We start from the raw sequence: 14,443 nt of genomic DNA on the forward strand, positions 1-14,443 counted from the left end.
CTAAAAAAGGATTGGCATTAATTTTAAGCGTCCATTATAAATTTGCAAAGCACATTGCACGTTGAGGCATCAAAATGTAGCTATATCGTCTAATCAATCAAATATATGCAATAAAGCATTTGTAGGCATTCTAGATGACTTAAATAACGTTCTAGATGCATCATAGTTATTTGTGTAATTATAATACTTCAAAAATAGTAACATAATCGTTTTAAGAGGCTCAATGAGTATAATAAATTCTAATTCGTATTACACTTAACATGACCTAGCTAATAAAAAGTATAAATTAAAAAGGAATCGAACAAAACATGTTCGATTCCTTTTATTATATTTCAATTTTAGTAATGATTAATCATTAAAAGTTCTTTTGTCTATTTTACTTTGAGCTTTTTCTGATTTTTTCAACTGCGATCTGTTTTTAGAGTAAGTTGGCTCATTATGTCCACCTTTACTTTGTTGTGCTTCACTATCGTCTGTTGTTTTATCAGTCTCTACTTCATCATGCACAAGGATGCCATCTTTAAATGATGATGTCTTATCTGTTGTATTAGTAGTGGTCGCGTTCTGTTGCCCTTCACTTGCACTTTGGTTGCTAATATCAGTTTCTGCTTCATTATGAACAATAATACCATCTTTGAAACTTACAGTTTTATGTGTCTGTTTTACACGTTGTTCTGCTTTTTCTGGTTTTGCAATCGTATTACTTTTATTTTTGTCTGCAGAGTTTTCTACTTTATCAGTTGATTCTACCGCATGACCAACTTTAGGTGTTACTAAATTAGGCACATCTTTTTTTGTGCTTTGTTTAGGTGTTTCTGGTTTTAATAAACTTGCTGTGTTTTCTGCAACTTTATTATCGTCATTTAAAGCTTTGTTTTTATTTTTAGCCGCTAACGCTAATCCAGATGCTGTGACAGTACCTGCTAAAGCGCCCGCTTTCAAATGATCATTATTTTTACTTTCATCTTCTTTTGAGTCTTTAGTAACTAAGTTAGGCGCATCTTTTTGATTATCACCTTTCGTTGTTTCTTCAGATTTCAAAAGATTATCAGTGTTTTCTGCAACTTGTGAATCATTATTTAATGATTGCTTTTTATCCTGTGCAACTTTAGCTAAACTACCTGCCGCTATTGCACCACCTGTTGCTCGCAGCTGCAGTTTTTGTACCTTTATTATTTGAAGGTGTAGTAGTGGAATCAGCTAAGTTATTATCTGTCGCTTCTTCTTTAATAGCATTCTGTTGCGCACTGACCTCGTCCTCAGTCGGTTCTGAATTGGGATCAATATGTGTTGTTGTGTCGTCACTCTGATCCAAATTATTATCATCTTGTAGATCTTGTGCTTGTGGTGACGTATCTGCTAAATTGTTGTCTGAAGTTTCTTGCTGAATCGCCGCTTTTTGAGCGACTAGTTCAGAATCTGTTACTTCAGTATCTTTGTTTTGCGCATCTGCGACTGTAGATTTAATACTATCTACTTGTTGTTCAGCATCTGTTTGTTCGCTTTCAGACTGCTCAATAATACTAGATTTAAAACGTGAGTCATCTTCAGAATCAACTTGAGATTTATCTTTAGTGCGTGACTTGCTTATAGAAATTAATCCAACAGCTGAGCCAATAAATGCACCGATTAGAAATCCGTAAACAAACTCATTTCTGGCACCTTTAGTAAAATATTCTGGCACTTCATAACTTTCTACATTTCTTTCGTAATTATCACGGTTATAGTACTTCATAATTGAATGCCTCCTATAACAAATGCACTTAAATAAGTTTCATACCTCATTTAAGTGCATTTGTTTGTTTAAATATACGAATTATTTATTATCTACACGTGTAGTATAGCTATGATTAGAATCATCTGCTACACTGCTCGCTTTATAATTTGCACTATCTCTACGATTTCTTCTGTTTTGCCATTTGTCAGCAACTTCCATTGCTACATTTGACCATTGAACTACTTGAGAAATTTTATCTTCATTTTGAGAAATATTGTGCGTGATTGAGTTTGTAACTCTATCAACTGAACCATTTAACGTTTGAGCTGATTCACCGATGCCTTTCACTGCATCAACTACAGAATTCAAACGATCTGATTTGTCTTGGATATCTTCAGTTAAGCGATTTGCTTTATGAAGTAAGTCCGTAGATTCACGTGTAATACCTTGAATTTGTCCTTCAACACCATCAAGAGTTTTTGCAACGTGATCTAAGTTTTTCTTAACTGAAAGTAAAATTACAACGATACCAATTACTAAAATAAGAAAAGCAACCGCCGCAATAATACCAACTATAGGTAAAATCCATTCCATTTAAAACGCCTCCTATTAATCATATGTTGTTATTTAATATAAATACCCAAATCATTTTAACATAAACATATTAAAATGAGGTAGTAACACCCATTTCTTTCATATAAGCACGTTGAATCTTTTGAATATCGCCCGCACCCATAAATAAAATAACTGCATCACTATATTGTTCTAACGCATTCACAGTAGTTTCATCAATTAATGTCGCATTATCAATTCTTTGGAGTAAATCTTGAATTGTTAAATTACCAGTGTTTTCTCTTATTGAACCAAAAATTTCACATAAGAAAGTTTTATCTGCTAAATTTAAACTTTCAGCAAAATCATCTAAGAATGCTTGTGTTCGACTAAAAGTATGAGGCTGGAATACAGTTACAACTTCTTTATTCGGATATTTCTTTCTAGCTGTCTCAATTGTAGCACTAATTTCTCTAGGATGGTGTGCATAATCGTCAACTAATACTTGTTTTCCCACTTTTGTCTCATTAAATCTTCTTTTTACGCCACCAAATGTTTCTAAGGCTTCTTTTATATTATTTACATCCAAACTTTCAAGATAGCTCACTGTAATTACAGCAAGTCCATTTAATATATTATGATCACCAAATTGTGGAGATAAGAACGTATCATAATATTCATTTTTAATGTATACATCAAATTTAGTTCCATTTTCACTAATTTGTAGGTTATCCGCATATACATCATCATTTTTTGAAAACCCATAATAATATACTGGAACATCTGCTTCTATCTTACGTAAATGATCATCATCACCCCACGCAATAATTGCTTTTTTAACATTATGTGCCATTTCTTGGAAAGCACTAAATACATCTTCAACATCTTTAAAGTAATCAGGGTGATCAAAATCAATGTTAGTCATAATAGCATAATCAGGATGATAGCTTAGGAAATGTCTACGGTATTCACAAGCTTCGAATGCGAAATAATCACTTGCGGGAATACCTAAACCAGTGCCATCTCCAATTAAAAATGATGTCTTTTTATCCCCATTCATCACATGTGACAATAAACCAGTTGTAGATGTTTTACCATGTGCACCTGTTACAGCTACAGATGTATACTGACTGATAACATGACCTAAAAAGTCGTGATAGCGTATGACATCTAGTTTTAATTCATTCGCTTTAACAACTTCTTCGTGTGAATTTGGAAATGCGTTACCTTGAACAATAACCATGTCTTCTTTTATATTGTTTTCATCAAAAGGTAATATTTGAATACCTTTATTTTGTAATGCTACCTCTGTAAAAACATAATTATTTATATCTGAACCTTGTACTTCATTTCCAAGATCATGCATTATTTGTGCTAATGAACTCATGCCGGCGCCTTTTATGCCGACAAAATGATAATGTGTCATTGTAACACTCCTTTATCTCTATTTAATTCTCATTCAAATCTGATTCTGTAATGTATACATCTCTTGGTTTTGAACCATTTGCTCCAGAAACATAACCTAATTGTTCTAATTGGTCTACAATTCTCGTCGCACGATTATAACCGATTTGGAAATGGCGTTGTACTAATGAAGTAGAAATATGACCTTCTTTCAACATAAAACTACATACATCATCGAATAAACTATCCTGAGGTTGTGCTTCCGTTTTTTTCAATAATTCTTTTTCTTCAAATAAATATTCTGGATCTCTTTGTTGTTTTATAAAATCAACAACATCATCTATTTCATCATCCGATACAAATGTGCCTTGAACACGTATCGGTTTATTCATACCACTGCCTAAATAAAGCATATCTCCATAACCTAACAAGCGTTCAGCGCCGCCACTATCTAAAATGGTTCTTGAATCAACGCTAGATGATACCATAAATGCAATTCTTGTAGGTATGTTTGCCTTAATTAAACCTGTAATGACATTTACTGATGGACGTTGTGTTGCTACTAACATATGAATCCCACATGCACGGGCTTTTTGAGCAATACGTGCGATAGATTGTTCTACTTCTTGTGGCGCCATCATCATTAAATCAGCTAATTCATCTATTACTATAACAATTTTTGGCATTCTATCTTCGTAAGTTGCTTTCTTATTAAAAGCAGTAATATTTCTTACGTGATATTTTGCGAACACTTTATAACGACGTTCCATTTCTTCTACAGCCCATTTTAAGCTTTGTGTCGCCGCTTTTACGTCAGTAATAACAGGCGCTACCAGATGTGGTAAATCATTATATGGTGCCAATTCTACCATTTTAGGATCAATAAGTAATAATTTTAGCTCTTCTGGATGATTTTTATATAATAATGACATTAAGATACTATTTATGCACACAGATTTACCTGAACCAGTTGCACCGGCTATAAGTGCGTGTGGGGTTTTAGATATATCCATTAGTAAAGGTTCGTTATTAATTCTAAGCCCCATAGCAACAGTTAATTTAGACTCTGCATTTTTAAATGTGGGATCTTCAATAATTGAACGTAAATTGACTGTGGTAGCGTTCTGATTAGGAACTTCTATACCTACAAGGCTAGTACCAGGGATTGGTGCTTCTATACGAATATCTTTAGCCGCAAGTGCCATTTTAATGTCGTCTTGCAATGCAGTGATTCGAGAAACTTTGACACCTTTTTCTACTGATAATTCAAAACGTGTGACACTTGGTCCTTCAGTAACGTTTTGAACTTCAGCGGGTACATTAAAATAGTAAAACGCATCATTCAATTCTTGTTTTTTATCTTCAATCCAAGCGTTATCAATTTCATGTTGTTTAGGTTCTTCTAATAAATCTAAGTTAGGCAACTTAATATTTGGCCCTCTTCTAATTGTTGGCTTACCACTGTCGTCAGTTGTCTTGTTAGCGTCTAATTGATTGTGTGCCATCTCGGGTTTTAATTTCGGCTCTTGATTTTGTGTTATTGGTGACGTCTGTTCATTATTAATTTCAGTTTCCTTATGCTCCGCATGTTGAGCGGAGTCAACTGAAGATGGATTTATTTCATCGTCATGTTTTTCTGACGTTCCATGATTGATAGATTGTTCACTATGATTTGATGCATCCATAGTAGTTGATGGATGTTCTGTTATTTCGGGCGTTGATGTCAGATTTTGCTCTTGTTGCTCTTGTTGCTCTTGTTGCTCTTGTTGCTCTTGTTGCTCTTGTTGCTCTTGTTGCTCTTGTCCAACTGTTTCATCTTTAACTACACTTTCAGTACCAAGATCATTGGATTCAATTTCTTTACTTTCATTTTGTGATGATTGTGATGTGTTACTTGAATTTGTAAAATGCTGATTACTATTCTTAGGTTTTTTAGCATCCATCATACGTTTTTTGTCAGAAGGTGTCATAACAACATTAAATGGCTTGCTACCTTTTCTAATTGATGTTTGATTGCTACTTGTAGTCGCTTCACTTGATTCAGTTGTTTCATTTTTTAGTACACTTGATTGCGTACTACTAGGATTAAGCTGTGTTTCTTGATCAACCACTTCATCTTCGATTTCAAATTGGTCTGTATCAGATTGCTCTGTATTGTATTGTGCTGAATCTTGTTGTACTTCAGCTATTTCATTAGATACAGATTCCGATGACATCTCTGATTCTGACGGTTGTGTCATATCTTGAGCACTATTTAGTTCTGTTTCAGTCGCTAACTCCTGATCTTCACAATGTATTTCGCTCTCGCCCTCAGATATAATACTATCCGCTTCTGTTAATTCATTTTGTGGGCTTGTCACTTCTCTATATTGAGCGTCTGATATATCTTCATTATCTTCTATTTCTACATAAAGATTTTCATCAGAAATATTTTCATTATTATCTTCAACTGTATTTAAAGTATCATCGTTTGAAATGGTTGTTTCGACATCATCATTTAATGATTTGTACTCAGTTGATGCATGATTTTCAATGTCACTATCAGGCGATTCTGATTCTAAATCTGCATCTACATTTACGTATTCATCATTAATTGTATGTACATCACGCACATGATCTAAATCAATTTCTTCATAATTAAATGGTGATGTAGCGCCTAAGCTGCTTTCATCCTCATTTTGTTGACTATCATCGGATAGTTGAGCGTCTTGAATCGATGCTTCTGTTTGATGTTCAGAAACATTTTTATTTTTGCTCTCTTCGTCTAAAGAGCTTTCTCCAATAAAATGGTGTGCTTGTTTGGCATACATTTCATCTATTGCTTTTTGTATGCTGTCTTCGTTATTATCTTGGTTTTCTTGACGTTTTTGTTGCAACGCTTTTTTGAATTGGCGTTTTTGAAGTACTTTACGTTCACGTTCTCTTCGAATTTCTTCTACGATTTGTGATGCGTAAATATTTTCAATATTAATTGCGTTGTTTACTTTAGGTTGTTCATTTGAAGATCGGCTGCTTTTGTTCAGAAAGTTGTTGTGACTGTTCATTATCTTCTTCCACTTGCGCTTCTAAATAGTCATTATCTTCAAAAGAATATGGTTGCTGATTATCAACTTGTAAATTTTCATCGTCTGTTGCATCATTTGATGGTTCTACAAATTGGTCATTATAAATTTTAGTGTCATGTATTTCAGATGATTCCTGTGCTAGAGTTTGTGATTGTGTTTTGTTATCTTCATCATTTGAAACTTGCTCGCTATTTCCGTTTTCAGTTTCGTCTGAAGGTTTTATAACACCGTTTTCCAGCGGGTGTGGCTTTTGAGTACCAAATATTGCAGATGGCACTTCACTCGCTTTAAAATCACTCTCATGATACATAGGTATGTCTCTTTTAGTTTTCTTAGAAGCATTTGCACGTAAAACATCAGTTTGTATTCTCATTCGTTGACCTTTATGAGATTTTGGTTCTCGTTTTGGTTCTGAATATGTTTCTTTTTGTGACGGCTGATTTTCTGTTTGTGTATTAACATCATTAGAAGCTGTCTTATCATACATATGTCTACGTCTTCTCTGCTTATGATTAGCATTTATTGAGTCTGAAGCATGACGGTCACTATGTTGTTGATTACCATAATCTGAACTATCTTTTGAAATTGAATCTTCTTCTGGATGCTTGGCTTCATTCGCTTCTTCTAAAATACGCATTGGAAACCTGAATTTTCCTTTGGGTCTTTCATAAACATCATTGTTCTGAGGAAGTAATGAATCTTGTTCTTCTTGTTGTGTAGCTTTTTGACGTCGTTGGTTTCTTTTACTAAGATAATCTTCTGTAGAATCATTATCTTCTCCAAATAACTTGTCGAACCTGACTCATTCGTACATTACCTCCTTTTATTCTTCAAAAAATGCTTGGCCAACTGTATAATCATCAGATAAGACCATAATCCCTTTTTCTTGAGGTGCATTGGGTAAATCAAGTTCCTTCATAGAACAAATCATACCACTTGAAGCTACACCTCTTAGCTCAGCATCTTTAATAACCATACCACTTGGCATTACAGCGCCTACTTTAGCCACTACTACTTTTTGTCCAGCATCTATATTAGCCGCACCACAAACTATCTGTAACTTTTCAGTACTTACATCAACACTAAGCACACTTAATTTATCAGCATCTGGGTGCTTTTCTTTAGTTTCAACATAGCCTACAACAAACTTAGGAGATAAATCTGCCTTTAATTTAAATGTAAATCCGAGCATCTTCAATGGCTTTTTGAAATTCATTAACTAATGTTTCAGTTAACTTAACATGTCCATTTCCACTTATAGTTGATTTTTCTGATACATTAAAAATGTTATAACCTACAACTTGTGATTCACTTTTAATTTCAACAACATCACCTTTATACTCATAGTTGAACTCACCGCTAGTTGGTTCAACTTGTAAAAATGCAACGTCTCCTACTGCTTCTTTATTATAAAATAAATTCATATCTATATACTCCTTATTTCTTATCTTTATTTTCGTATTGTTTTCTTGTTGCTTCTAATCTTTGTATCACGTTAGGATCTCTTTTTTGTTTGTTATTTTTTCCTAAGATGAAAATAGGCTCAAAATGACCTTTGTCGTAACCTAATGATAATGATGTGATAGGCACTAAGCCTTTTGTAAAGAATTCCATAGTTAAATGTGCCATTACGTCATAACCCGTTTTATTACGGATATCTGCAATAATCAAGACATCTTGATGTGGCACTGCAACTAACATTTCTCCTTCACATTGGTCTTGTATTTCATTTAAAAATGTTGTATTTAAGATTCTACTCGCATCATAGCCATCGTTAGAGTTAATAAAGTAAAATATATTGCCTTTTACTTCATCTGTAGTATATTTATTTTCTAATTTTCGCACATTAAATAAAGCCATTTCTTTTAATTGTTGCTTAGATAACTTCATTGACTCTAACATTTTTTCATCCATAAGACGATATGATTTCCCTAGATCAACTACATAGTAAATATTTGTTTCTGCAGTGTGTTCTTCTATAACAAATGCATTACCATCTTTGTCTTTTTTATCAAAGCTTGGGGATCTCAGTACTGGCATGATTTGAGCACTATTAACCTCTGATAGCCCCTCCCCTTTCATTTGTTCAATTGCTTCTTCTACATAATATACAATTTCATCTACTATATTTTCTTTTTGTTCTTTATATTTAGCTACTATCGTAGCAACTTTAACAGTGACACCCTTGCCATTGTCTACTCTAGATATACGTAGCGTTTCATCTTCACGATTAAAAGTAAACTTTACTTCTGGTTTGCTTAATCGATCTTTTAATTTATCTCTCATTTGAAAGACATTCATTGTTAACACTCCTATTTACGTGCCTTATTATAGTTTACAATAAATACACCCTTAGGAACAGAAAAAATGTAAGTTCTAAGGGTATATATTTTTATATTTCAACATTAATTATTTACGAAGTAAAATTTTTTATAAAGAAGCTAAAAAGTTATCAATTTGTTCAATGGATTTTCTTTCTTTTCCAATATAACTACCGATTTGTGAGCCATTACGGAAAACTAAGAAACTTGGTATACCCATAATTCCATTTTCCACACAAATATCTATAAATTTATCTCTATCAACTGAGATGAATTTGTAATTAGTGTATTTTTCCTCCAACTGTGGTAATTCAGGTTCAATCACTTTACAATCAGGACACCAATCAGCCGTAAATAAAAATACTGTTTGCTCGTTTTTAAGTTGCTCAAATTGTTGTTCAGTTTCTAATTGTTGCATCCAATCACTCCTTAGTGTGTTATTTATATTGTAATTCTTCAATTTTAGAATCATCTAATTGAGTTGTAGCTTGTGTTAATAATGCTCTTGCGACTTCGTAATCTCTTATATCAAACACTGCATTTGTACTATGGATATATCGTGCACAAACTCCAATTACTGCGGTTGGGATACCGATTTTTGCTTTGTGGATTTCTCCACCATCAGTACCACCAGGTGAAATATAATATTGATGCTTAATTTTAAATTGGTCAGCTAAATCTAATAGGTAATCTCTAAGAATTGGTTTAAGTAGCATCGTACCATCTTTAATTCTAATTAATGTGCCGGCACCTAATTCTCCAGATAAATTCTGTTTACCTTTCATATCATTAGCTGGTGAACAGTCTACTACAAAAGCCACATCAGGGTCTATCAATTCAGCAGACGCTTTAGCTCCTCTTAAACCAACTTCTTCTTGGACATTAGCACCTACATATAAGTCATAGCCAAGCTCTACATCTTTTAATAATTCCAATAATTCAATGCTAAGCAGACAACCATAACGATTGTCCCAAGCCTTACTTGAGAAACGATGCTCTGATAATTGTGTGAACGGTGTTTCTGGAACAATTGAATCACCAATTTCAATGCCACGTTTTCTTACCTCTTTTGGATTTTCACAGCCAATATCTAAAAGTAAATCTTCTATTTTAGGTGCACCTTCATTACCTGTCCTAAAATGTTTAGGTATATTCGCCACCACGCCGATGATTTCTTCATTTTTACGCGATTTTACTTTAAGTCGTTGACCTTGCCAAATATCTGTAGCAACGCCACCCAAATTTGTAAATTGTATCATACCGTTTTCTGTAATATTTGTAATCATAAAGCCAATTTCATCCATGTGAGCGACCACCATTACACGCTTTGGATTCTTTACTTTCGAACGTTTAACACCGTAAATGCCACCCATGCGATTATAAACAAACTCATCTACAAATGGTTCTAATTCTGATTTCAGGTATGCTTTTACATCATCTTCAAAACCAGGTGCCCCATGTAATTCTGTTAATGTTTTCATTCTAGCTAATGTTTTATTATTGTCTATATTCAATGTCTCTCACTCCTTACTATTTATTATATCATCTTCATTATGGTAAACTATAAATATGACTTTATTGGAGGTAGATTGTGTTATGTTAAATAAAAAGAATTGGCTTATCATCTTATTTATTTCACTAACAACAATTGTCGGAGTGGCTTATTTTTATAAACGTCAAAAAGATCTACAATATCACGATCCAGATAAAATTATTACTGAAGTAAGAACATACTTTATGAATGTTGTAGGATCTTATATATTGAATGAACCGATTACGTATAAAAAATCCGATGATAATTTTATTGTTTTTCAAGGTGGTATTACCACACAAAACAATAAAACATTAACATATTATGACTTTTTTGCAGATGCAAAAAGTGGAGAAGTTATAGATATTATTGAATGTGAATCATAAAAGGTTAAAGTTTTGAACATGTAATGTATCAATCGCTCAAAGCACTGATAAACATTACAAGACAAGAGATAAAGGTTTACACTGTATAGACACAAGGACCACACCCATCCGTTTCTAAAACAGTGATTATCCATATCTCTTCGTTCATAACTTTAACCTTTTTAATTTCTCGAAATATAAGTTTCTATTTCATTCAATTTATTCTTATCAAATTTCACAGCAAAGTAATTAGCATCATGATAGTATAAGAACCAATAATCTTGCATAATATAGTTTGGAATTAAACGTTCTTTCTCTCTTATGGATTGCATAGGATAGTCATCATATGCTGTTACCCACAATGGATTTCTATGAGCCAGTGTCGGGAAGATGTCTCCCATGTGCACTGCTTTTTCTCCTTCACTTTCTATTGTTACTACTGAATGTCCGTAACTATGTCCCCCAGTATGACGAATTTGAATGCCAGGATATATTTCTATCTCTTTCTCAAAAAGCATTAATTTATTTTTAAAATCTCCATTATTTTTCTGCCAGTAAGTCGATTTACTACGTATATTTGGACTTTGGAACTCATGCCATTCGTCTTGTTGAATGACATGGATTGCATTACTGAAAATAGCGTGCCCATCGTTATCCGTTAGCCCAGTCGCATGGTCAAAATGAAGATGAGTCATTAATACATAATCAATATCCTCTAGTGTTAGATTTAACGCTTTTAAATCATTTTCCATATCACTCTCATAATGGACACCAAATATTTTACGTTCTTTATCAGTTAATTTTCCCGCACCAACACCAGTATCAACAACAATATTTTTGTCCTCAGTTTGGATAAGTATCGGATGCGTCGGTAATGGGATTTGATTTTTTTCGTTTACTTCATATTTCTTTGTCCATAATGCTTTAGGTACAACGCCAAACATTGCGCCCCCATCAATATGAGTAATACCCCCATTTAAATAATGTACTTTATAATTACCTAATTTCATCATTTAATTCCTCCTCACCTTTCATTTAACAACGTCAATTACTTACTATAGTAATACAATACATTTACTACGTAAAATAAAGGCAATGATTTGAAATTTAAAATATCCCCAATTCTAATTCTTCATTACTTTTTATTAGATAGTGAGTTATTTTTAATACATTGATTTCTTAATAAACATCCGTTACAACTATCACTGTCATATAGTTTGAAATCTCTTCTAAAACCATATTTATCATTTCTATAATCATACTTTATAAAAGGTAATCTACAATTATTCGGACAAATAAGTTCATCGTTAATCTCGTTGTATGGCCAGTTTTGTGTATTAAACTTGTCATTTTTATATTTCTTTTTTTGTTCTTTGATAAACATTCCATATGTAACTAAAGGTGTTTTACCAAAATCATCTAGAATAGATAAATAATTTGGTTCACTTCCATTGCCTGCGAGCAACGATATATACAGGAATGTCACCATGATAATTTTTAATGTGCTCTAAATAAGGTTTAATTGTACCGATTTTTTAAAGCGCTGACGCCTAGTAGAATAGTATGAGTCTGTAAAACAAATAATATCTCAACTCTATTGCTATATTGGCAGTAGATGACTGAAGTGAAAACGCGCATAATATGAAGCTTGTTTCACTTCTAGTCATCTTTGCCGAGGTGGGACGACGAAATCTTATTAGAAAAATTAGATTTCTGTCCCACTCCCATACCCGAGGCAAACATGCGTTTTCAAAATCGGAATATTTTAAATAGAAAAGCGACAATCCATTAGAAACTGAACTGCACCCAGTCAAGTAGACAAGTAAATAATTAAATTTTAGGTTGATCTCGTATTAAGCGAGATCAGCCATTTTTAATGTGATGCGCTCATTATTAAAAAAATGAATATAATCATCTATAATAATTTTAGCTCTTTCTATATTCTCAAATAAATAATGTTTATTTCCTCTATAAATCTCACTTTTAATAATCCCCCAAACACTTTCCATTGGTCCATTATCTATACATCTACTAACACGCGACATACTTTGAATTACGCCAAAGCGATTTAATTTATCTCTAAATCGCCTAGATGTGTATTGGTACCCTCGTTCACTATGCAAAAGAATACCTTCGGTAGAGTCCATATTACATACTGCTTTATCAAAAGTGTTAAATACGAGTTGATTATTATTTGAAGCACTTGTTTCATAACTAACTATTTTATTTGTACCTAAATCATAAATAGCACTTAAATATACTTTGTTTCCAGCTTTAAGTCGAAACTCAGTTACATCAGTTAACCATTTAACGTTAGGTTTATCTTCTTGAAATTCACGATTCAATATATTTTCAGCTGTGATTTGAGGCGTTGAACGTTTATATGGTGTTCTCTTACGACGTATGACAGCAGTTAGCCTCAGTTTTTTCATTAATCGATAAATACGCTTCTGATTCACTTTTTTACCTAATTTAATTCGAATATAAATGTAAATACGTCTGTAACCATAAATGCCTTTATATTTATCATATATTTCTTGTATGTCTTCCATTAAAGATTCGTTTTCTACATCTCTTTGTGTAGGTACGCGATGAATCCATTTATAATAACTGGATCTTGAAATTCCAAGCGTTTGGCATAGTTGTTGAACAGGATATTCTTCTTTTAGCGTTTGGATCGTTTCGTATGCCGTGATTTGTTTGATTTTTGATTCATCATCTCTCTTTCTATTTCTTGATATTTTTTTAAAACTTTATTTTCCATTTCTAAAATTTTATTACGTTCTTTTAATGCTTTAATTTCAGCTTCATTAACTTCTTCAGAAGTTAATATTGATTGAGGTTTACCTTTACCTCGACCATCGATTAGACCGTCGCCGCCATGCTCTTTATATTTTTGTATCCATTGGTACACTTGACCGTAAGTAACATTAAATCTTTGGGCTATTTCTTTGTAACTTAATTCATTATCCAGATAAAATTTAACGATATTTAATTTTTCTTCATAAGTCGTTTTTTTCGCTTTCATTATATACACCTCAGATATTGAAGAATAATTTTGGTTCTCTTTATCCTCAGTATAACGTTTTGTCCAATTAATTATAGTCTTATGTGATGGCACGTTGTATTTAATCGCTAAATCTCGATAAGATAACTCACTATGAAAATATTCATCAACAACGTTCATTTTAAATTCTTTTGAATAACTATTGTTATTTGATTTTGGAATCAACGATTCCATACCTTTATCTAAATATTGATAGTATTTATCTCTTAATATACCTGTAAGAATATCTAGGTTTAATTCATCTACAATATTCGCAAAACTCATGCCTTCTTCATATTTGTCAAAGGCAATAAGAAGTGAATTTAAATCTACTTTAAGTTTTTGAGACACAAAAAAACTCCCTTCAAAGTTTTTACTTTTTAAGTGTCTACTTTGAAGGGAGCATATCAAAACTAATAGATTGCTTGCTTTTAATTTGAAA

At 32.7% G+C, this 14,443-nt stretch carries 10 protein-coding genes and 4 pseudogenes; 1 reads left to right on the forward strand and 13 read right to left on the reverse strand.

Annotation, left to right across the window (positions count from 1 at the left end):
- Positions 1-348: 348 nt before the first annotated feature.
- From ABLV90_RS12765 to ABLV90_RS12810, 10 genes and pseudogenes are all read right to left on the reverse strand, one after another.
- Entirely contained in the window at positions 349-1,041 is a 693-nt protein-coding gene (locus ABLV90_RS12765; RefSeq protein WP_460872730.1) for a hypothetical protein, read from the reverse strand.
- A 76-nt stretch (positions 1,042-1,117) separates the two neighbouring features.
- The gene (locus tag ABLV90_RS12770) at positions 1,118-1,735 is read right to left on the reverse strand and encodes a hypothetical protein (RefSeq protein ID WP_460872731.1); all 618 of its coding nucleotides are present in this window, start codon (positions 1,733-1,735) and stop codon (positions 1,118-1,120) included.
- A gap of 81 nt (positions 1,736-1,816) precedes the next feature.
- Positions 1,817-2,311: a DUF948 domain-containing protein gene (locus tag ABLV90_RS12775; RefSeq protein WP_460872732.1), complete on the reverse strand. Its 495-nt coding sequence runs from the start codon at positions 2,309-2,311 to the stop codon at positions 1,817-1,819.
- A gap of 70 nt (positions 2,312-2,381) precedes the next feature.
- Complete coding sequence (gene murC, locus ABLV90_RS12780; protein ID WP_046465585.1) at positions 2,382-3,695, reverse strand: UDP-N-acetylmuramate--L-alanine ligase; 1,314 nt, start codon at positions 3,693-3,695, stop codon at positions 2,382-2,384.
- Positions 3,696-3,717: 22 nt separating this feature from the next.
- Positions 3,718-6,660: pseudogene (locus tag ABLV90_RS12785) on the reverse strand (DNA translocase FtsK); the annotation flags it as partial.
- Positions 6,661-6,667: 7 nt separating this feature from the next.
- Positions 6,668-7,375, reverse strand: coding sequence for a hypothetical protein (locus ABLV90_RS12790; RefSeq protein ID WP_460872733.1), 708 nt, complete (start codon positions 7,373-7,375; stop codon positions 6,668-6,670).
- 186 nt (positions 7,376-7,561) lie between these two features.
- Positions 7,562-8,162 (reverse strand): annotated as a pseudogene (gene ytpR, locus ABLV90_RS12795) (YtpR family tRNA-binding protein).
- Between the two features lie 13 nt (positions 8,163-8,175).
- On the reverse strand, positions 8,176-9,039 hold the full coding sequence (locus ABLV90_RS12800; protein WP_046465588.1) for a DUF1444 domain-containing protein: 864 nt from the start codon (positions 9,037-9,039) through the stop codon (positions 8,176-8,178).
- A gap of 129 nt (positions 9,040-9,168) precedes the next feature.
- Positions 9,169-9,477, reverse strand: a complete 309-nt coding sequence (locus ABLV90_RS12805) for a thioredoxin family protein (RefSeq protein ID WP_046465589.1) — start codon at positions 9,475-9,477, stop codon at positions 9,169-9,171.
- Positions 9,478-9,496: 19 nt separating this feature from the next.
- On the reverse strand, positions 9,497-10,540 hold the full coding sequence (locus ABLV90_RS12810; protein ID WP_460872884.1) for a M42 family metallopeptidase: 1,044 nt from the start codon (positions 10,538-10,540) through the stop codon (positions 9,497-9,499).
- A gap of 115 nt (positions 10,541-10,655) precedes the next feature.
- Between ABLV90_RS12810 and ABLV90_RS12815 the strand changes: the two genes are divergently transcribed.
- Positions 10,656-10,976, forward strand: coding sequence for a hypothetical protein (locus ABLV90_RS12815; protein ID WP_427707896.1), 321 nt, complete (start codon positions 10,656-10,658; stop codon positions 10,974-10,976).
- A gap of 161 nt (positions 10,977-11,137) precedes the next feature.
- Here ABLV90_RS12815 and ABLV90_RS12820 read toward each other — a convergent pair whose 3' ends face one another.
- The 3 genes and pseudogenes from ABLV90_RS12820 to ABLV90_RS12830 form a co-directional block, all read right to left on the reverse strand.
- A complete protein-coding gene (locus ABLV90_RS12820; RefSeq protein ID WP_460872885.1) occupies positions 11,138-11,965 on the reverse strand; it encodes a YtnP family quorum-quenching lactonase in 828 nt (275 codons plus the stop codon).
- A 117-nt stretch (positions 11,966-12,082) separates the two neighbouring features.
- Positions 12,083-12,481, reverse strand: a pseudogene (locus tag ABLV90_RS12825) (transposase); the annotation flags it as partial.
- Between the two features lie 327 nt (positions 12,482-12,808).
- Positions 12,809-14,409, reverse strand: a pseudogene (locus tag ABLV90_RS12830) (IS3 family transposase).
- Positions 14,410-14,443 lie beyond the last annotated feature (34 nt).

This window comes from Staphylococcus sp. 2S1, from assembly GCF_046721335.1.
Taxonomy (GTDB): domain Bacteria; phylum Bacillota; class Bacilli; order Staphylococcales; family Staphylococcaceae; genus Staphylococcus; species Staphylococcus equorum_A.